The sequence below is a fragment of the Algoriphagus vanfongensis DSM 17529 genome, assembly GCF_000429465.1.
GTDB classification, from domain to species: Bacteria; Bacteroidota; Bacteroidia; order Cytophagales; family Cyclobacteriaceae; genus Algoriphagus; species Algoriphagus vanfongensis.
The window spans coordinates 362,627-382,714 of the sequence record NZ_AUBX01000014.1 but is presented as its reverse complement, the minus strand read 5'-3'; the positions used below and the strand labels follow the sequence as shown (position 1 = coordinate 382,714).

Here is a 20,088-nt window from a genome sequence, read left to right as displayed (position 1 = left end):
GCGGATTTTGGACATTATGTTATTATCTTTGCAATTTTTAGAGTAATTCTAAATCAATCAAATAGCTCAGACATCTAAAGCTTCCCTATGAAATTATCAGATTTCAAATTTGACGTTCCAAAGAAACTTGTTGCCCTTTATCCAACCGAAAATCGAGACGAATCCCGTCTGATGGTGGTTCACCGAAAGACCGGAGAAATCGAACACCGGACTTTCAAGGATATTATCGAATATTTCGGTGAAGGTGACGTCTTTGTGTCCAATGACACCAAGGTGTTTCCTGCCAGATTGTATGGCAACAAAGAAAAGACCGGTGCTGAGATCGAGGTATTCCTGCTTCGTGAGCTCAACCCGGAATTGAGACTTTGGGATGTGCTGGTAGATCCGGCCCGTAAGATCAGGGTAGGTAATAAATTGTATTTCGGAGACTCTGACTTAGTCGCAGAAGTGATCGACAATACAACTTCCAGAGGAAGAACGATCCGATTCCTATTTGATGGGACAGAGGAAGAATTCCACAAGACTATCGACAGCTTGGGAGAGACTCCTTTGCTGAAAGAAATTATCGAGAGAAAGATCGAGCCAGAAGATAGAGACCGTTATCAAACAGTTTTTGCCAAGAATGTAGGGGCAGTAGCTGCACCAACAGCCGGGCTACACTTTACTCCTCATTTGTTGAAAAGACTAGAACTTCAAGGTGTGGAAGTGACTCCGATTACTTTGCATGTAGGTTTGGGTACTTTCCGTCAGGTAGATGTAGAAGACCTGACTAAGCACAAGATGGATTCGGAAAACTATGATATTCCTGAGCCAACAGTAGAATTGGTCAATTCGGCTCTTGAAAATAAGAAGCGAGTAGTAGCCGTGGGCACGACATCTCTTAAGACCATTGAATCTTCGGTGACTGCCAATGGTAGACTGAAGGCTTCCAATGGCTGGACTGATAAGTTTATCATTCCTCCTTATGAGTTTAAGATTGCCAATTCACTGATCACCAACTTCCACTTGCCGGAGTCCACACTGCTGATGACTGCAGCGGCGTTTGGCGGTTACGACTTGATCATGAAGGCCTATAAAGAAGCCATCAAGGAAAAATATAGGTTCTTCTCCTATGGAGATGCCATGTTGATCCTTTGATCATTCGAAAAGCTCCCAATGGGAGCTTTTTTTGTATTTTCATTTTTTAATAATTCAAGGATAATATGCGAATGGATCCAAGCGGGTACTTTTGCTAAAAAATAGAGCTATGAGAAAAGCTGCGGTACTAGTAGCAGGAGGAAGAGGAACAAGGATGGGAGCTCCCATTTCCAAACAGTACCTTCCCATCGGGGGAAAGCCGATATTGATGCGGACGCTCGAAGTTTTTTGGGGAGTAGATCCAGAGATGGATTTGATCTTGGTGATTCCGGAAGCAGATTTTTCATCCTGGGGTGAGTTGCTCGAGGAGTATGATTTTCAGGTTCCTCATGTAGTCGTGGCTGGAGGCAACTCCAGGTTTCAGTCTGTGAGAAATGGTCTCAATGCAGTGCCATTTGATCGCGGGTTGGTGGCGATCCATGATGGTGTCAGGCCTTTTGTCAAAAAAGAAGTCATTACGAAGAGTTTTGAACAGGCAGCAGAGACAGGTAGTGGGATCGCCGTAGTCGCTTTGAAAGATTCGATTCGCAAATTGACTGATGATGGCAAATCCTTCTACCAGGAGCGGCAGTATTTCCGCTTGGTTCAGACGCCACAAACGTTTCAGTTGGAAAAAATCCGTAAGGCATTTCAGGTGACGGAGATTCCGCAGTTTACAGACGATGCGACAGTCTATGAGCATCAGGGCTGGCAGGTTTCCCTGATTCCAGGCAATGCTGAAAACATCAAAATCACAACTCCCGAGGATATGGACTATGCAGCCTACCTACTATCCCTGCAAGAATCTGAGTCGGTGAAAAAATAAAGGGATTTTTACCGACTATTTGTGCGGGTTCACCGACTTTTTGCACTCTTGGTCTTTGGTTGATTTTATGAAATAGGCCTTGTGTCTACTTTAGAGCATCATTTAATCGACAAGGCTATGACAAATTACTCCAATCAAAAATCCAGCAATGACGGCGGTATTGTTTTTGGATTTATCATTCTAGGAATAGGGCTTCTTCTTTTGCTCAAAAAACTCGGGATATTCTTCCCGGGATGGATATTGTCCTGGCCGATGGTGCTGGTAGCTATCGGTCTTATTGTACTGATCAAGCATCAGTTCAAATCTTTTTTTGGAACAATAATGCTGGGGTTTGGACTGTACTTTTTGGCCGAAAGAGAATTTAACTTTGACTTTGGGATCGAGCGGTTTGTGTTTCCGGTAGGTTTGATACTACTAGGAGTATACCTGATCACCCAAAAGCAAAAAGAGAAAAGAGTGATAGACAATGTCCGGGAGAAGATGCGCAAGCAGTCATTCCAGTCGGGCTCTAGCTTTTCTTCTTCCACAGTGGAAGATGCCAAGGTGGAAGACGAAAGTGAATCACAAACTAAATCTGGATTCTATGGTGGTCCAAAGACGAATTTTGGAGGAGGTACCTCCGGTATCTCCTATGCTGACACAGTCAATATAGATGCAATTCTGAGCGGCGTCAATAAGCGGGTCCTGTCCAAGAATTTCCAAGGAGGTAAGTTGACGGCCTTTATGGGCGGGATAGATCTGGATCTGACGCAGACTGAACTCTCTGGGATGGTGGTGATGCAGGTAGATGTGATCTTTGGCGGGATGAAATTGATCGTGCCTCCTCATTGGGATGTGCGCACCGAGGTTACGAACATTGCCGCTGGAGTAGAAGACAAGCGTATCTATCGTCAATCGGAAGTGGACTCGGATAAGGTTTTGGTCCTGCGTGGTACGATCCTCTTTGGTGGTTTGGAAATCAAATCATTTTAACGAACTTCCATTCGCTTAAACCCAAGATTTTGTTTTCAAAAGTATTTTCTACTCCATCCAAAGCCTATTGGGTCATTCAAGGAGCCGGGTTGATCTGGCTCCTTCTTACTGCTGGGGTTTTGAGAAGTTTCGGGATGGGTTGGACCAAAAGTCTTCTGGACGCTACATTTTTCTCAATGGTCTTTATGGGAGGAGTGTTTGTATTGGATCGAATTTTCAGTTCTTTCATCCCCAAAGGTGCCAATACTTGGCTTTTGCTGCTACTTCCGGTGCTTCTCAGCTGGGTGGGAGTGATGGTTCATCGCTACGGGCTCCATTGGTTTTGGATGGAAGATGAGGCCTATGTTCTTTTGCTGAGAGAAAGCTTAATACTTCGCTGGGCTTTGCTGGCGGTGGTCTTTGTGATGGTGACTTTGTTGGCGATCGTCGTGTCAAAGCTAGAACAGCAGGAGGAAAGCCAAAAGAGAGAGCTCCACATGATAGAACTTTCCAAAGAGGCAGAGCTCTATCAACTGCGGCAGCAGCTGCAGCCGCATTTCTTGTTTAATAGTCTCAATTCAATCAGTGCCCTGGTGGTTTCACAGCCTCAAAAAGCAAGGGAGATGGTATTGCAGTTATCCGATTTTCTGAGAGGAACGATCCGGAAAGATCTCCAAGCTTGGATCAGGCTGGAAGAGGAGATGAACTATCTCAGAATGTACCTAGAAATCGAAAAGGTGAGATTTGGACATCGCTTGCAGGTAGAATTTGAATTGGAAGAAGGAGTCAACTCCATGCTTTTACCTCAGCTTTTGATTCAGCCACTCTTGGAGAATGCCATCAAACACGGTCTTTATGGAGTCACTGGAGCCGTGAAGATCGTTCTCAAGGCCTACAAAGAACAGCATTACTTGGTCCTGTGGGTGGAAAATCCATTTGATCCCGAATCTCCCGCAGCAGAAGGGACGGGCTTTGGTTTAAGCTCTGTAGAAAGAAGGCTCTATTTGCTTTTTGGAAGAATGGACCTGCTGAAAAAAGATATTCATGGAGATGTGTTTTTGGTGCAGGTCAAAATCCCTCAATTGAAATGATCAGAACAATAATCATAGATGATGAACCGCTGGCCGCTGGGATCGTCCAGGAGTACTTGCAAGATTTCTCTCAAATCGAAGTGGTAGAAATTTGCCAAGATGGATTTCAGGCAATGAAGGCCATCCAAAAGCACCAGCCAGACCTGATTTTTCTGGATGTGCAGATGCCTAAGATCACAGGCTTTGAGCTACTGGAGCTATTGGATGATCCTCCAGCAGTGATCTTCACGACTGCCTTCGATGCCTATGCGCTGAAAGCGTTCGATGCCAAGGCAGTGGATTACTTGCTCAAGCCCTTTTCGTCTGAGCGTTTTAGACAGGCTGTAGAGCGGTTTTTAGAGGGCTTTGATAAAGAGCAGCATCAGTCCAATGCAGAGCTGCAGGAGCTAGCCGAGAAAAGCAATCGCCTAGTTGTGAGGATCAATCATGAGATCAAAATCCTTGCAGTCAAAGATGTGCTGTATTTCGAAGCTCAAGATGATTACATCGCTATCCACATGGAGTCGGGCAAATACTTGAAGAAGATGACGATGAAGTCACTCGAGCAAGCGTTGGCTCCGGATCGCTTTGCGAGAATTCACCGCTCCTATATCCTAAATCTGAATGGGATCACACGCATCGAGCCTTATGAAAAAGACTCTTATTTGGTGTATCTGAAAAACGGAGAAAAGCTGCCGGTGAGTAAGACCGGCTATGCACGACTGCGGCAAGTATTGGGGCTTTGACAGATGAGGGTGATTCGCATCTGAAGATTCAATCACTCGGGAAAGAAGGATGGTGTCCCTAAAAAAGAAAAACCCCGTCCCGATAGCTATCGGGACGGGGTTTGGTATTTAATATTCGTCCTCGTTGAAAAAGAAGTCGTCTTTTGTCGGATAGTCCGGCCAGATCTCTTCGATAGTTTCATAGGGCTCTCCGTCGTCCTCCAGTTCTTGGAGGTTTTCCACTACTTCTAGTGGCGCACCAGATCGGATGGCGTAATCGATCAACTCATCCTTGGTGGCTGGCCAGGGAGCGTCCTCAAGGTAGGAAGCTAGTTCAAGTGTCCAGTACATAGTGTTTATTTTAAGGTGTTCCGGATTTTAAGGTTGCAAAATTATCTTTTTTTTTAAATATGTAATCGTGTACTGATTTATTTAAAAGAAAGTTGCTTCAAAATATAATTTTTTACGTCAACTTTTCTTTTCAGCCCGAATAGTTTTTTCTTCATCATGATTTCAAAATCACTGCTTCTCGTCTGGAAATTGTCAGAATTTCCTTGAGCTGTCTCATACTCAGTTTGATCTCTATGAAGTAAGTCTTTCAATAAAGCGGATTTGATCTGAATTTGTTCCTGCTCTGGTTTCTCGTCAAAATCGGCATATTTTCCATGCACCAATTTGTCAAGGAAAGCTTTTTCGAAAATGATGTCTGAGAAAAACTGGAAGGATCGGGCCAAGAGGTTGGCATCTTTGGGCTTGCGTGGAGGGAGTTTTCTCCATTCTTGCTGGATGTCTTTGGCTCTTTGGATCAGTTCAGGACTGGTCGGCTGAGAAGAAAGCTTCTTCACCTCCTCGGTAAGAGTTTCCACTTTTCTCATTACCTCACGCGGGTGCATCTGCGGTCCCGGGTTGAGCGTACGCTTGTAGCGGGAAAAGATTCTATTGTTCAGCTTGGAGAATTCATCCCAAAGTGGTTGCCTTTTCTCAGCAGGGACTTTGCCTGCGGCTTTCCATTCTTTCTGAATTTTCTTACTGATATCAAAAGCCATTTTGGCATCTGGCAGATCATGTGCTTCACGTGCCTGCACAACTAGGGCCTCGTAAACTTTGATGTTTTCTTCAGCCTGAAGGGCCAGTCCTTCGTAGAAGTGTCTTCTGTTTTCGAAGAAATGCTGGATCGGAGTATTGAACTGCTCCTCGATCTCCTCGTGTAGTTCCTTGTCCACAGGGCCAGTTTTGATCCATCGGAGCTTGAGCTCTTTATAAAACTCAGTAGTCTCTCTCCAGTCGGTATCGTCTTTTTTCTCTTCCGCTTCCAAAATGAGGGCTTTTTTGACCTCTAGATTTTTGCTGCGGTTGGCCTGTATGATTTCGTTGAGAAAGCTTTCTTGCTCATTGAGGGACTCAATCAGGGGTACAAAATCACCCAAAGCGTCAGTTTCGTAGAGTGAATCGCGCAAGTGGATCAGCTTCATCAAGAAAGAACCCTTGTTTTGGTTTTCCTCGATGTCATTTTTTAGCTTCTCTACTTTTTCTTTGATCTGCTCAAATCTTCCTTCAAAATATGCGATAGTCGACGCCTCGTCCTCTTTCACTTCACCGATTTCCCTATCTGCTTTTCCCAGAAATCCTTTTAAATAAACTTTGTCGTCTTTAATGTATCCATACGGATGCTCCATTGCTCTACAGTAGGTTAGGTGGCTGTTTTCAATTTTCCGCAAATTAATTAATTCAAAAGCACTTATCCTAAGAAAGGGCTTTTTTTGCATCTTTGCTCTTTAACGCAAAGTTTCAAGAAAAATTCAACGCATGAGCGCAGAAAAAATCATCTTTTCCATGGCCGGAGTCTCCAAAGTCTATCCGCCACAGAAAAAAGTCCTCAAAGATATCTACCTCTCATTTTTTTATGGTGCCAAAATCGGCGTCCTCGGTCTCAACGGTTCCGGTAAGTCTTCTCTCCTGAGAATAATTGCAGGAATGGACAAAGAGTTTCTCGGAGAAGTAGTCTTTTCTCCGGGCTATACAGTTGGGATGCTCGAGCAGGAGCCGAAGCTAGATTCCGCCAAGACTGTGAAGGAAGTAGTAGAAGAAGCAGTGGCTGATACGGTGAATCTTCTGAAGGAGTTTGAAGAGATCAATGAGAAATTTATGGATCCGGCACTGATGGAAGATCCAGATGCGATGAATAAACTCATCGAGCGTCAGGGAGAAGTGCAGGAAAAACTTGATGCTGCCAATGCTTGGGAACTGGACGTGATGCTGGATAAGGCGATGGACGCCCTGAGACTTCCTCCAAGTGATGCTATCGTGGAGAATCTTTCGGGGGGTGAAAAGAGAAGAGTGGCACTTTGCCGACTATTGCTTCAAGAGCCGGATGTATTGCTATTGGATGAGCCTACCAACCACTTGGATGCTGAGTCTGTTCATTGGCTAGAGCAACACCTGCAGCATTACAAAGGAACTGTCATCGCTGTGACTCACGATAGATATTTCTTGGATAATGTGGCCGGCTGGATCTTGGAACTCGATCGTGGAGAAGGGATTCCTTGGAAAGGAAATTATTCTTCTTGGTTGGATCAAAAGCAGCAGCGCTTGAAGCAGGAAGAAAAAACTGAATCTAAGCGTCAGAAGACCTTGGAGCGAGAACTAGAGTGGATCAGAATGTCTCCAAAAGCTCGTCAATCCAAAGGGAAGGCCCGTCTCAATGCCTATGACAAACTGGTCGGAGAAGAAGCAAGAGAGAAAGAAGCGAAGTTGGAATTGTTTATTCCGCCAGGACCAAGGCTAGGAGCGAAAGTGATCGAAGCCAACAATGTATCCAAGGCCTATGGAGACAAGTTGTTGTTTGACGACCTTAGTTTTGCGTTGCCACAAGGTGGTATCGTGGGGATCATCGGTCCAAACGGTGCTGGTAAAACTACCTTGTTCAAACTGATCACAGGACAGGAAAAAGCAGATTCCGGTAATTTTGAAGTAGGTGAAACTGTAAAACTGGCCTATGTGGATCAGGAACATGATACCTTGGATCCAAATAAGACGGTTTACCAGACAATATCTGAGGGGAATGAACTGATGAAGCTGGGCAATAAGGAAGTGAACTCCAGAGCCTATGTTTCCAAATTCAATTTTGCTGGATCAGATCAGGAGAAAAAAGTAGGAGTGCTTTCCGGAGGGGAAAGAAATCGGGTTCATTTGGCCTTGACCCTGAAAGAGGGCGGTAACTTGTTGCTATTGGATGAGCCTACCAACGATTTGGATGTAAATACACTTCGTGCATTGGAGGAAGCTTTGGAAAACTTCGGCGGCTGTGCGGTGATTATCTCCCACGACCGTTGGTTCCTGGATAGAATCTGTACCCATATTTTAGCATTCGAAGGAGATTCTCAAGTGTATTGGTTTGAAGGAAACTTCTCCGACTACGAAGAGAACAAGAAGAAGCGTCTGGGTGATCAGGCTCCTTCTCGAATCAGATATAAGAATTTGAAGTAAGCTTTGAGGTTTAACCTTTGAGGTCTTCAAGACCTCAAAGGTTTTATCTTGAAAAATTCAGTTTCAAAGCTTGATCAGAGCTGTGTCCTTTTCAAAAAAACTGATTAAAAATCCTATCTGGATTATTTCCGATAATTTTGGGGGTATTAATCTAAAGAAATGCTCGTTCCGAAATGGAATTCAACAATATCTAGTATACATATAGGAGTCAATTAACTACACTGACCCAAAAGAACGAATAGCAGGACAAATACCAAGACGGTTCCAAGGCATCCTCCGCCCAATTTGTAAGCGCCATAGCCTGCGATGAGTGTTTTAAAGAAATTGTTCATGGTGTGGTAGTTTAAAGTTTATAACGGATTCTATTCCGCTAATTCACAAGTTGTGCCAACCATAATTGTTGCTGATAGGGCTGCTAAATAGGGATTAGGGGCTTATTGTAGAATTTATTGAGTAAAAAAAATCTCAAGTTGAGAAGACATTTCCCGATTCCTGTGTCCTGAATTGTGATTGCAGCTTTCAGGCTTTCAATTTTAGACCTCTGACTTCCTCTTCAGCTCCAGCACAGTAATCTCCGGCCAAATACCAACTCTTCCGGGGAAGGCCAAAAATCCAAAGCCACGGTTTACGTGAAGATATCTTCCCAGTTCCTCGTACAATCCCGCCCATTTGGGATAGCGAAGGGAAGCAGGACTCCACTTAATAAAGCCTGGGATCTCGATCCCAAACTGCATCCCATGTGTATGTCCGCTCAGTGTCAGATGGATAAACTGTGAAAACTTTTTCACCTCTTCGTCAAAGTGAGAAGGATCATGACTCATCAGGATTTTGAAGCCATTGTTGCCTAATTTTTCGGTTGCTTTTCTCAAGTCACCGTGCTGTGCAAAGCCTTTGCCCCAGTTTTCTACTCCGATCAGATCGATGCTAGCATTTCCTTTTGTGAGGGGAGTGCTTTCATTTCGAAGCAGCTGGAATCCCAATTCTTCCTGAATTTCAAACAGACGGGTCATGTTTGCTGCTTTGGCTTCCCGGCTAGGCCAGTCCATATAGTCACCATAGTCATGGTTGCCAAGAATGGAATATTTGCCCATGGGGGCTTTAAGTTTTTTGAAAGTGTCGACCCAAGGCTCCATCTCACCTGCGTGATTATTGACCAAGTCACCAGTAAAAAGAATGACGTCCGATTCCTGTTGGTTGATCAGGTCCACGCCGTACTCCAGCTTCTTTTTGTCATCAAAGCTTCCCGAGTGAATGTCCGAAATCTGTGTGATCCGAAAGCCGTCAAATTCCTCTGGCAAGTCATCAAACTCCAGCGTATGCTTGACAACCCGGTAGCGGTATTTACCAATCAGGACTCCGTGGAGAATACCCAAAAAAGGGATAGAAGCGATCACCAAGGCTGTTTGGCTGATGAATTTCCGACGATCCGCTAGGAAATCCCCTTGACGATTTCCGCTGACAGTCTTAAAAACTCCCGTGAGAAATCTGATCATGTCTTCACCAAATAAAAAGACAAGAATGATCAATTTGGGTACCAGAGAAAGTATCAACAGAGAGACCATCCGACCGAAGTTTGGGCTGAGAGCACCTCGATCAAATGTCAGGAAAGCATAGGCTACGAAGAGATAAATGGCTATCGAAATGAGCCAATATGTAAGTCTGATCCAAGGCTGTCCCGGGAAGATTGTTTTGAAAGCCTGGAATGAATACCAGTCGATCAGAAATACAAAAGCCAGGAATATCAGGATGCGAATAAGGATAGGGACCACAGTCGGAATTTAAATTTGAAGGCAATAAATAACCGTAACGAGAGGATGAATAGCAAGTTTTGAGCTCTCATTTTCTGGATATTAAATATCTGGGTTATCCTAGAAGATTAGTCTAATCTTCTTTCTATCTTGTAAAGATGAGAAAAGGAGTGATCATAATGCATGGAGTTTTGCTGGTTGTCAGTTTGGTCACGGCTGGGATTTCTCTTTGGAAGGTTGGTTGGGTGCCAGAAGGGAAAAATCATCCGAATCCAACCATAGTGTCCATGTTTTTTTTAGCTGTAGGCCAAATAATAGGGATTGTTTTTCATAGAAATGAACAGAAGAAAGAAAATTCGTGAGGGTATTTTTCAGATTTGCTTGGTGGAACAGTCGATAGACCACAGACTACAGTATCAGATTCCGACTGACAGAGCTGATTCTATTTCGCTTACCTGCGGAAAGGCGGACCCACATGAGTAAGGTCTTAATTATATCCGCTTTTTTAAATCTGCTATTGTAAAAGAGGAATGAAGCTCACGTCTACCAGCAGTGGATCGTTGGCTGTTGTCTGTGGACCATTCTTCGCTACATTAGAACAGAAATAGGGTCATGATAGTCTAGTTGCAAATAGTCATATTCGGCTTATAGAAAATAGAGTAATTCCTATTTCATAAGGAGGCATTGCTTGATTAGTTTGTCCGTGGTTGAGTCAATTGATAGGTGAAGTCATAGAGACTGAGCTGTCTTTTTCTCCACTGAGCTCCTTCCAAAAACATAGGGTGGGGAAGGCTTACTTCCCAATCTCCCAGTTTTTTCATCAGACGCTGGGTGATTTCTACATTTTCCAGTGCTACATTGTTGAGTTCGGACGGATCTGTCGAAAGATTGTAGAGCATCGGCAAGCGATCCGGAACACTGACAAGTTTCCAGTCCCCTTCACGAATGGCTCTGCTGATGGTGAATTTCCATTTGATCTCTCTGGTCTTAGCTGTTACTTGGGTTCCTGTCAGGAACGGAGTCAAGTCAATTCCAGAAAATTCATCCATAGAAGCGGTTCCTTCGCTCGCAAGGCTTAGGAAAGTCGGGACAATATCAAGAGAAGAAACGGTTTGCTCGGAGACGAGTCCTGATGGATATTTTGCAGGAAAATTAAAGATAAATGGAACGTGGATTCCGCCTTCCAACAAAATGCCTTTTTGTCCACGATAGGGTGCATTGATCGAGGCATTGCTGTCTGTCGGGCCTCCATTGTCACTGATGAATACAACTAGCGTGTTTTCCCGAACTCCATTTTCATCCAATGCCGCCAAGATTTTTTCCACATTGATATCAAGGCGATGGATCATCGCAGCATAGGTTCTACGCTTTTTGTCAGGAATATTTTGATACAGAGCTAAGTCTTCCTCCAAGGCTTGCATAGGTGTATGTGGCGCATTGAAGGAGGCAAAAAGAAAGAAGGGGTCGTCGCGATGTCTTCGGATAAAATCCACACTTTCATTTCCCACATCGTCCGTGATGTAGGTGAGTGGAGCAGGAGTTTTGAAATTGCTTTCGATCGGTTCCTTGTATCCTTTGCCGTCGGGTAGCGCTTCGAAATAGTCATGGCCTCCGCCGGTATAGCCCCAGAATTCATCGAAACCCCTTTTCAAAGGATGGAACTGGGGCTCTTTTCCCAAATGCCATTTGCCGATCAGTCCACTGACATAGCCATGAGGCTTGAGGAGGTCTGGGAGAGTTTTCTGCGAAAGAGGCATTCCGAGATATTCAGGATCAAAGCCGGGTTGGTTTTCTGCAAGGTTATTATCATGCCCAAATTCCACCTGATTGACTCCTGTGATCAGGCCTGCCCGAGATGGGCTGCACACAGCTGAAGATACATAGCCCTGGGTAAATTCAATTCCAGTTTTTGCCAGTCTGTCAATATTGGGAGTTTTGATCTGGGTGCTTCCAGTGTATCCTAGATCTCCATATCCCAGATCATCGGCTACGATGAGGACTAAGTTGTAATGTGGTTTTTCGGGTGAATTCTGACCAAAGCTAATTTTAGGATTCAAAAAAATTGTAAGTAAGGCAAAAATGAGGACGAGATTTCGTTGAGTCATAGGAGTGTGGATGGAGAAGAAATTTGGGTGTAAAAGCTTACAAAAAAAGAAAGCATTGTTGAAGTGAGCAATTTTGCGGTTAAACTTTTTGAAAAAATCCCGAGAGGCATATTTTCATTTGCTTTTTCCTTTCTTTGTACCTTGATTTTTGCAAACCTTCCAAACCTATGCGACAGTTGCTGCTTAGACCCGGAGCGGAGGAGCTTTCCTACGAAATCCGAGGAATCGTAAAAAAAGCCCGCCAAATCGAAGCTTTGGGCTATCCCATGACTTGGGAAAATATCGGAGACCCTATCCAAAAGAACAATAAAGTACCTGCTTGGATGAAGGAAATCATCGCTGATTTGCTCAAAGACGACAAAACCTACGGCTATGCCGACTCCAAAGGAGTTTTGGAAACAAGGAAGTATCTGGCCGAGCTCAATAATAGTTTGGGAGGAAATCAGATCACCGCTGAGGATATTCTTTTCTTTAATGGTTTGGGCGATGCAATTGCCAAATTGTATCAGTTTTTGGTGCCCACAGCCCGTATAATCGGTCCCTCTCCGGCCTATTCTACTCACAGTTCGGCAGAGGCAGCTCATGCCAATACCGCGCCGATTACCTACAAACTCGATCCGGACAATCAATGGCTTCCCGATATGGAAGACCTCTATCTCAAGGTGCGATATAATCCATCGATCGTCGGGATCCTGATCATCAATCCTGATAATCCGACTGGGATGGTTTATCCGCGAGAGGTTTTGGAAGGGTTTGTCAAGATTGCGGAAGAATTTAATTTGCTTTTGATTGTCGATGAGATCTATCAAAACATCACCTATAATGGGATCAAAGCAGTGGCCCTTGCGGAGGTTTTGGGAGATAGGCCTGCTATTTCTTTGAAGGGGATTTCCAAGGAGTTTCCTTGGCCAGGAGCACGCTGTGGCTGGATGGAGTTTTATAATAGAGAGTCATCCACGGAGTTTTCGAAGCTTTGTCAGACTTTGGAAAATGCGAAGATGATTGAGGTTTGCTCCACGATTTTGCCTCAGCTGGCCATTCCGAGGATTATGTCTCATCCCGCCTATCATGCCTATCGCGCAGAAGCCAATGAGGCTATTGGCAAACGAAGCGAATGGATGACCGAGATTTTGGGTGATATTCCTGGGATCAAATTCAATCCTACCCAAGGGGCGTTTTATAATACCATTGTATTTGATGAGGGGGTATTACATTCCGCGCAAAAGTTGGAAGTCGATGACCCTCGCTTGCAAGCTTTGGTGGAGGCATGGACTGCTGACCCGACGATGCCACTGGACAAGCGATTTGTTTATTATTTGCTGGTAGCTGAGCGAATCTGCGTCGTTCCGATTTCCTCCTTCTGCTCAGACTTGAGAGGTTTCCGAGTGACATTGTTGGAGGAAAAAGAGGAGGTGTTTAAGGATACTTTTAGGAGGCTTGGAGAGGCGATTAAGCGGTACCTAAAATCTGAAAGCTAAATTTTGAAATCTGAAAAAAAGAGTGATCAGTTAAGTGTTCTTTTTGGCATTGATGACCATGGGAGTAAAAATTGCGGTTAACTCATTTGCTTCCTTGATAAGAGTGGAAATCAGTCCTTCTTCAGATATTTGACTCTCTTTGATTAATTCTAGCCAAAAGACTGTTTCATCAGCTTCTTCCTGTACTATTGAGAGTTTGGAAATAAATTCAGCTCTTGATCGTCCTCTTTGAGAGGAGCGATAATTGGCACCAATTGAAGTTCCGGATCTTAAAACTTGTTTTCCAAGTTCATAACCTACCGTGTTTTTAGGGAGGTCAGAGACAAGTTTGATGATTGCCAAAGCAAATAATTTGGTTCTAGATTTCAGATCTCGATCCATTAGACTGGGATTTATGTTTCACTATTTAGATTTTAAGATTTCAGCTTTTTCAATGATCTCTCACTTTCAAATTCCCTTCCTCCAAGGCTTCTTCCTCCATTCCCATTGCCTCTAAACCCTTCAGGTCCGGTTGCCCTGCATTGATCCAAGCGGTGTACCAGAAGTCGGCGATTAGTTTGATGCTGCGCTTCATCTGCCGCTCGATCATTCCGTCCAGCTTGATGGCGTAGGCTTCGGAAAATTCTCTGGAATAGACTCGCACAGTCAGTCGATTTCGCTCTTCGAAACTGAATTTTTGATCTGGGGGAAACTCTTCGGAAAGTGTTCTTTCGATCAATAAAACCGAATCCACCTGGTGATGGGCGTGGTAAACTGCTTCCCAAATCGCCTGCTGTGGTTTGTCTACATATTCAGCTTTTCCTATCCAAAGAGAATAGTCGGTGGCTTGAATTTCTGGAATTCTGCTTTCCCAGAAACCATGGATGCCTTCCTGACCTGTCAGTTGGCCGTTGTAATTTTTGGTGGTGTGGAGCGGAACATTCAGATCTGCGAGGTAATGCCCAAGATCTGCCGAAAGTCTGAGAATTGCAGTTTGATTTTTCTCCTGCATGGCTTTCGTCAGATTGAGAAAAGTAAAATAGGCCGCCCAAGGTCCAATTCCATTGGCTCGGAGACTGTCTTCTCCATATTTTTCGACCGCCTCATTCCAATAAACCGGGAGTGAATCCGAGTAATGATCGAGGTCTATGTAGTGTTTTTCGGCTTCTCCGATGACTGCATACCTCCGCCGGTCGGGGTTGACTGCTTTCTCAGTAATATATTGTATATGAGGTTTGTAAAATGAAATTAATTCGGGTGGTAAGGCAAAGACAGCGAGCCGATTGATCAGGGAATGAGCATAGAATCCCCAGAAAAATGGCTGAAAAATGAAAAATGCTATATAAAAAACCGAAAGGACAAAAATCTTCATTTTTAAATTTAATCAGAATAAAATTGCCAATAAAGCCTGTATTCGCAGTATCTTTGCCTTCTGGGTGGAGTAAATCTAAAATTTTGCTTTCCAAAAAATCCCTGTTGACAACGGAATGTTTTTAATTCCTTTGGCAGTATTAATTATTTACAATAACTTTGCACTCCAATTCGGAATAGGGGAACGTAAAGAACTTTATTAAAATCAAGATATGGCAAATCACAAATCAGCTCTTAAGAGAATTCGTGCAAACGAAGCGAAGCGTTTGAGAAACAGATATCAAGCCAAGACTACTAGAACTTTCATCAAAAGACTGAAAGCTACTACTGATAAAGTAGAAGCGACAGAATTGTACAAGAAAGTATCTGCTATGTTGGATAAATTGGCGAAGAAAAATGTGATTCACAAAAACAACGCTAATAACAAAAAATCAAGATTGGCTAAGTTTGTCAACGCACTTGGTTAATCCCTGAAACAAGATTTCAGTAAAAACCCCGTTCTACGGGGTTTTTTTTATGCCCAAAGCTCAATAAATTGAGGGAAGTATTTTTTAATGGCAGACCTATGGAAAATTATTCCTCTCTCAAAATCAGTCAATTGGCTGAAGAAGACCGTCCCCGTGAAAAGCTCCTGCTCAAAGGAAAGTCGGTGCTCTCGGATGCTGAGCTTATCGCTATTCTCATCGGATCAGGAACACCGTCCCTGAGTGCAGTGGATCTTAGCAAGCATATCTTGGCTTCGGTGGGACACGATTTATCACTTTTGGCCAAGATGAGTATTCAGGACTTGAAAAAATTCAAAGGAATTGGCGAGGCCAAAGCCATCAGCATTGTATCTGCTCTGGAGCTTGGGAGAAGAAGAAAAGAAGTCGAGCCTCAAAAAAAGGCGAAAATCACCAGTTCTCAGGATGTCTATGAGCTGATGAAGCCGGAGCTGTACGATGAGCGGGTGGAGCATTTTTATATTTTACTCCTCACGCGGACCAATCAGGTGATGAAAAAACATCTCATCTCTCAGGGAGGTACATCGGGCACTGTAGTCGATGCAAAGATCGTCTTCAAAGTGGCGCTGGAGCATTTGGCACAGTCCATGATTCTCGTGCACAACCATCCCAGTGGTTCTTTGACGCCTTCTGACCAGGACAGAAGACTGACCAAAAGTCTCGTGGAGGTGGGGAGAGCGATGGATTTGCCAGTGCTGGATCATGTGATTTTTGCAGATTCGGGTTATTTCAGTTTTGCGGACGAAGGGATTCTGTAGAACTATGAGCCAAGAGTCAAGAGCCGAGAGTTAAGAACCAAGGATCAAGATTTAAAAATCAGGAGTCAAGATTGAATTGGAGAGGGGTAGAGTTTTTCCCAAATAATCGGGCAGTTTGCGGATTGATTGTATTTTTGGAAATAATTTGAATCAATCTCCTGTTTCATGGGGCGGGAAGAGCATCCAAATTCATTCATGAAGACAAATCACATCTTACTTATTCTGGTTTCTTTGGTGGTTTTTGCCGCTGTCGCTTATATGTTGACTAGTGCAGATAGTCCAGAGGTATATCAGGAAAAAATAGAAGCAGAGCGGGAAAGGCAGTATAAGTTTATCCGATACAATATCGATTCTCCACTTTCGGATGCGCAAAAGAAAGAGTTTAAAGAGCTTGATTTTTATCCAATCGACCCGACTTACAAAGTCAAGGCGAGACTGGTAGAAGATGAGTCCAAGAAAATCAGGGAGGTACCGATGACTGATGGAAGCGTCGAGCGCTATACGGAGCATTCTTGGGCGGAGTTTGAGCTGAATGGGAAAACCAACCGGCTCCTATTGCTTCAGTCTGTCGATGAGGTGGATAAGCGCAATTTCTTTTTGGCTTTTGCAGATGAGACCAGTGGAAGGGAGACTTATGGAGGTGGTCGCTATATCAATGCGAGGCAAGATGGCAAGTCGTCTATTACCATTGATTTTAATCTGGCTTACAATCCCTACTGTGCGTATAATCCCGACTATGCATGCCCCCTGCCGCCGAGAGAGAATGTTTTGAACATTTCTATAGCCGCAGGAGAGAAAAATTACGATAAATAGCCTGTAAGGCTGTGCCAAATCTGTTAAATTTGTAAGCATTTTGAGGTAAAATGGGGTTTTCGAACCCCTTTTGTTTATCTGGCCAATATGGTTTTTGGCCAAACCCAAGAAGTCTATGAAAATTTCAATCAATCGATTAAAAAAATATATCCCTCTTCAAGAAGATTCCGAGCAGATCGCAGCCTTGCTGACTCAGTCCGGGCTAGAAGTAGAAGGGATAGAAGAGTACATATCTATTCTTGGTGGGCTGGAAGGAATTGTGATCGGGGAGGTACTGACATGTGTCAAACATCCTGATGCCGACAAGCTCAGCCTGACTACGGTGGATATTGGAGCTGAAGAGCCATCACAGATTGTGTGTGGTGCGCCTAATGTGGCTCAAGGACAAAAAGTATTGGTAGCGACAGTAGGAGCTACACTTTACCCTTCTGAAGGAGACCCTTTCACCATCAAGAAAGCAAAAATACGTGGGCAAGTTTCTGCTGGGATGATCTGTGCCGAGGACGAATTAGGGCTCGGTAGCAGTCATGCAGGAATTATGGTTTTGGATACGGATTTCCCGAATGGTACTCCGGCTTCTGAATTGATTCCTGTGGCTCAGGATCAGGTGTTGGAGATCGGATTGACTCCCAATAGAGCAGATGCCGCATCCCATATCGGAGTGGCTAGAGATCTGAAAGCTTTGCTATTGAAAGATCTGAACATCGACGCCGAGCCAGAAATTGCGATTGAAGCAAATGGCCCTCAGATCACTGTAGAGGTAGAAAATTCGGCAGACTGTCCAAGATATGCTGGAATCGTAATCAGCGACTTGAAGGTTGCCCCGTCCCCTCAATGGCTTCAGGATTTCTTGAAAGCCTTGGATCTGGAGCCTATCAATAATGTAGTAGACATTACCAATTTCATCTTGCATGATTTGGGGCAGCCACTTCATGCTTTTGATGCGGATAAAATCTCCGAAGGAAAAGTCATCGTTAAAAAACTTCCAAAGGATACCAAGTTTGTGACTTTGGATGAGAAAGAGCGTAAGCTTTCCGGCGAGGAACTGATGATCTGCGATTCCAAAGGCGGAATGTGTATTGCAGGTATCTTCGGAGGAATCGGTTCTGGAGTTTCTGACGAAACGACTTCCATCTTTTTGGAGTCTGCTTATTTTTCTCCGGATGTGATCCGAAAAGGTGCTCAGTTTCATGGATTGAAGACAGATGCTTCTTTCCGATTTGAGAGAGGAACTGATCCCAATATGCCTGTCTATGCTTTGAAGCAGGCGGTGAAATTGCTTCAGGAAATCGCAGGTGGGAAAGTGAGCTCAGAGATCATCGACTTGTATCCTCAGCCGATTGCCGACTTTGAGATTGAGGTAGAGTATGGTCATATCAACCGCCTGATTGGAAAAACAATTGAGCCGAGCGAAGTGAAATCCATCTTGGAATCTCTGGAAATCCGAGTTGTGGATGAGACAGCGTCTGGTTTCAAAGCAATCGTGAAGCCTTACCGCGTGGATGTCACACGTGAGGCAGATATCATTGAGGAGGTTTTGAGAATCCATGGATTCCATCAAGTGGAGCTTTCTGAAAATCTGGACACCGATTACTTGGCGGAGCATCCGGCCAAGGACCTGAACAAACTTCAATACAGGCTTTCAGAAATCCTATCAGGCCAGGGTTATAGTGAGATCATCACCAATAGCTTGACCAAGCCATCCTATTCTGAAAAGTCAGGCTATCTCGATCCGGCTTTGAATGTAGAAATCTACAACAAACTGAGCGAAGACCTCGGCGTGATGCGCCAGACCTTGTTGTTTTCTGGCTTGGAAGTGTTGGCTCGTAATATCAACAGGCGTCAGACTGACTTGAAGCTGTTTGAATTTGGTACCATTTATCAAAAACCTGAAACAGGCTATCAGGAAGGTCGTCGATTGGCAATTTTCCACAGTGGACAGCGTTCTGCTGAGAGCTGGTTGGAGCCAAGCAAGCCATTTGGCTTTGCGGATCTATACTCGACTGTAGAGCGGATTTTGGAGAAGTTGGGGATCCAGGTTTCCGAAGTTTCCATGATTGAGAAGGCACCATTTGCCTATGGCTTGCAGTTGATGCTAGGGCAAAAAGTCCTGGGTATCATAGGTCTGGTGGACGAGCCTCTGCTCAAGCTAGCCGAAGTGCGTCAGGATGTTTGGTTTGCCGAGCTGGACTGGGATCTTATTTGCAAAAAAGCAGGAGGATTGAAGCGTTATCAGGAGATTTCGAAATTTCCGGAAGTCCGAAGAGATTTGTCTCTGGTAATAGACAAAAGCACATCCTACGATCAGGTGAAGACAGTGGCACTAAAAGCCGGCGGAAAACTCTTGCAGCGAATTGGTGTATTTGATGTCTATCAAGGCGATAAAATTGAATCCGGGAAGAAAGCCTATGCTTTGAGCTTTTTCTTGCAGGACCAGGAAAATACCCTGACGGACAAGGTAATTGACAAAACAATGAGTAAATTGATTCAGGCCTTCCAAAATGAGGTAGGTGCTGTCATTCGAACTTAAGATTATGATTCACGAGGAACTGCAGAAACTGGAGCGGCTGGCTCAACAAGCCAGTCAGAAGCTTCAACTTTTATCAGAAGAAAACAGTCAGCTCAGACAGCAATTAGCGAACGCTACGGGCACTCTGGAGCAGAAAGAGCAGGAAATCGATCATTTTAAAAAACAGATTAAAATTAGTAACATTGTGGACAACCGACCGGTGAATTCTGAGGATTCGGCCGAAATGAGTGAATTAATCAATAATTATATACAAGAGATAGATCAATTGATCACCTACTTATCTGAGTGATATGGAGACACTTGCCATACGAGTCAAAATAGGAGATAGAGAATATCCCATGCGAGTCAAGACGGAGGATGAAGCCAAAATCCGCCATGCGGGCAAGTTGATCAATGAGAAGTTGAGAAAGTACAAGACAGAGTTTGGTTTGGATGATAATCAGGACCTTTTGGCGATGGTTGCATTTGACTGCATGGTCGAGTCCCTGGAGACCAATGAAGTATCCGCTGAGGACTCTGAGCATTTCCGTAGTAGTTTAGCTCATATCAACTCCCTACTTTCCAAAGTTGTATAAAAATTGAATCCTCGCTGATTTTCCGAGCTTTTTAGAATTCCCGCAGGTGAATTA

The 20,088-nt window shown here is 44.1% G+C and carries 19 protein-coding genes; 13 read left to right on the top strand and 6 right to left on the bottom strand.

Annotation, left to right across the window (positions count from 1 at the left end):
- The first annotated feature begins 87 nt into the window (after positions 1 to 87).
- The 5 genes from queA to G460_RS0112845 all read left to right on the top strand — a co-directional run bounded on the left by queA (position 88) and on the right by G460_RS0112845 (position 4,709).
- Entirely contained in the window at positions 88 to 1,137 is a 1,050-nt protein-coding gene (queA, locus tag G460_RS0112865; protein WP_026955741.1) for a tRNA preQ1(34) S-adenosylmethionine ribosyltransferase-isomerase QueA, read from the top strand.
- Positions 1,138 to 1,246: 109 nt separating this feature from the next.
- A complete protein-coding gene (locus G460_RS0112860; RefSeq protein WP_026955740.1) occupies positions 1,247 to 1,942 on the top strand; it encodes a 2-C-methyl-D-erythritol 4-phosphate cytidylyltransferase in 696 nt (231 codons plus the stop codon).
- 117 nt (positions 1,943 to 2,059) lie between these two features.
- On the top strand, positions 2,060 to 2,914 hold the full coding sequence (locus G460_RS0112855; RefSeq protein ID WP_026955739.1) for a LiaF transmembrane domain-containing protein: 855 nt from the start codon (positions 2,060 to 2,062) through the stop codon (positions 2,912 to 2,914).
- Between the two features lie 29 nt (positions 2,915 to 2,943).
- Complete coding sequence (locus G460_RS0112850) at positions 2,944 to 3,984, top strand: sensor histidine kinase (RefSeq protein WP_035464409.1); 1,041 nt, start codon at positions 2,944 to 2,946, stop codon at positions 3,982 to 3,984.
- Positions 3,981 to 4,709: a LytR/AlgR family response regulator transcription factor gene (locus G460_RS0112845; RefSeq protein WP_026955737.1), complete on the top strand. Its 729-nt coding sequence runs from the start codon at positions 3,981 to 3,983 to the stop codon at positions 4,707 to 4,709. The genes G460_RS0112850 and G460_RS0112845 overlap by 4 nt, the downstream gene beginning before the upstream one ends.
- A 108-nt stretch (positions 4,710 to 4,817) precedes the next feature.
- Here G460_RS0112845 and G460_RS0112840 read toward each other — a convergent pair whose 3' ends face one another.
- Complete coding sequence (locus tag G460_RS0112840; protein ID WP_026952747.1) at positions 4,818 to 5,039, bottom strand: DUF2795 domain-containing protein; 222 nt, start codon at positions 5,037 to 5,039, stop codon at positions 4,818 to 4,820.
- A gap of 77 nt (positions 5,040 to 5,116) precedes the next feature.
- Positions 5,117 to 6,364 (bottom strand): DUF349 domain-containing protein, encoded by a 1,248-nt coding sequence (locus G460_RS0112835; protein ID WP_026955736.1) that lies wholly within the window; start codon positions 6,362 to 6,364, stop codon positions 5,117 to 5,119.
- Between the two features lie 130 nt (positions 6,365 to 6,494).
- Here G460_RS0112835 and ettA point away from each other — a divergent pair, with 130 nt between their 5' ends.
- Positions 6,495 to 8,174 (top strand): energy-dependent translational throttle protein EttA, encoded by a 1,680-nt coding sequence (ettA, locus tag G460_RS0112830; RefSeq protein ID WP_026955735.1) that lies wholly within the window; start codon positions 6,495 to 6,497, stop codon positions 8,172 to 8,174.
- A 533-nt stretch (positions 8,175 to 8,707) separates the two neighbouring features.
- On the opposite strand, the gene G460_RS0112825 is transcribed toward ettA, so the two are convergent.
- The gene (locus G460_RS0112825) at positions 8,708 to 9,943 is read right to left on the bottom strand and encodes a metallophosphoesterase (RefSeq protein WP_245578732.1); all 1,236 of its coding nucleotides are present in this window, start codon (positions 9,941 to 9,943) and stop codon (positions 8,708 to 8,710) included.
- 671 nt (positions 9,944 to 10,614) lie between these two features.
- Positions 10,615 to 11,979: a sulfatase-like hydrolase/transferase gene (locus G460_RS0112815; protein ID WP_245578731.1), complete on the bottom strand. Its 1,365-nt coding sequence runs from the start codon at positions 11,977 to 11,979 to the stop codon at positions 10,615 to 10,617.
- Positions 11,980 to 12,194: 215 nt separating this feature from the next.
- On the opposite strand from G460_RS0112815, the gene G460_RS0112810 reads away from it, so the two are divergent.
- On the top strand, positions 12,195 to 13,505 hold the full coding sequence (locus tag G460_RS0112810; RefSeq protein ID WP_026955731.1) for a pyridoxal phosphate-dependent aminotransferase: 1,311 nt from the start codon (positions 12,195 to 12,197) through the stop codon (positions 13,503 to 13,505).
- 30 nt (positions 13,506 to 13,535) lie between these two features.
- Here the strand turns inward: G460_RS0112810 and G460_RS0112805 are convergent, their stop codons facing one another.
- Together G460_RS0112805 and G460_RS21855 are read right to left on the bottom strand one after the other, a co-directional pair.
- A complete protein-coding gene (locus G460_RS0112805; protein ID WP_035464407.1) occupies positions 13,536 to 13,886 on the bottom strand; it encodes a four helix bundle protein in 351 nt (116 codons plus the stop codon).
- A 49-nt stretch (positions 13,887 to 13,935) separates the two neighbouring features.
- Positions 13,936 to 14,856, bottom strand: coding sequence for a zinc dependent phospholipase C family protein (locus G460_RS21855; RefSeq protein ID WP_035464405.1), 921 nt, complete (start codon positions 14,854 to 14,856; stop codon positions 13,936 to 13,938).
- 211 nt (positions 14,857 to 15,067) lie between these two features.
- On the opposite strand from G460_RS21855, the gene rpsT reads away from it, so the two are divergent.
- From rpsT to G460_RS0112770, 6 genes are all read left to right on the top strand, one after another.
- Positions 15,068 to 15,322, top strand: coding sequence for a 30S ribosomal protein S20 (gene rpsT, locus G460_RS0112795; RefSeq protein WP_026955729.1), 255 nt, complete (start codon positions 15,068 to 15,070; stop codon positions 15,320 to 15,322).
- 98 nt (positions 15,323 to 15,420) lie between these two features.
- Positions 15,421 to 16,116: a RadC family protein gene (gene radC / locus G460_RS0112790; RefSeq protein WP_026955728.1), complete on the top strand. Its 696-nt coding sequence runs from the start codon at positions 15,421 to 15,423 to the stop codon at positions 16,114 to 16,116.
- 195 nt (positions 16,117 to 16,311) lie between these two features.
- Positions 16,312 to 16,929, top strand: a complete 618-nt coding sequence (locus G460_RS0112785; protein ID WP_026955727.1) for a DUF1684 domain-containing protein — start codon at positions 16,312 to 16,314, stop codon at positions 16,927 to 16,929.
- Positions 16,930 to 17,044: 115 nt separating this feature from the next.
- A complete protein-coding gene (gene pheT / locus G460_RS0112780) occupies positions 17,045 to 19,459 on the top strand; it encodes a phenylalanine--tRNA ligase subunit beta (protein WP_026955726.1) in 2,415 nt (804 codons plus the stop codon).
- A gap of 4 nt (positions 19,460 to 19,463) precedes the next feature.
- Positions 19,464 to 19,748 (top strand): hypothetical protein, encoded by a 285-nt coding sequence (locus tag G460_RS0112775; protein ID WP_026955725.1) that lies wholly within the window; start codon positions 19,464 to 19,466, stop codon positions 19,746 to 19,748.
- A gap of 1 nt (position 19,749) precedes the next feature.
- Positions 19,750 to 20,034: a cell division protein ZapA gene (locus G460_RS0112770; protein ID WP_026955724.1), complete on the top strand. Its 285-nt coding sequence runs from the start codon at positions 19,750 to 19,752 to the stop codon at positions 20,032 to 20,034.
- The last annotated feature ends 54 nt before the right edge of the window (positions 20,035 to 20,088 follow it).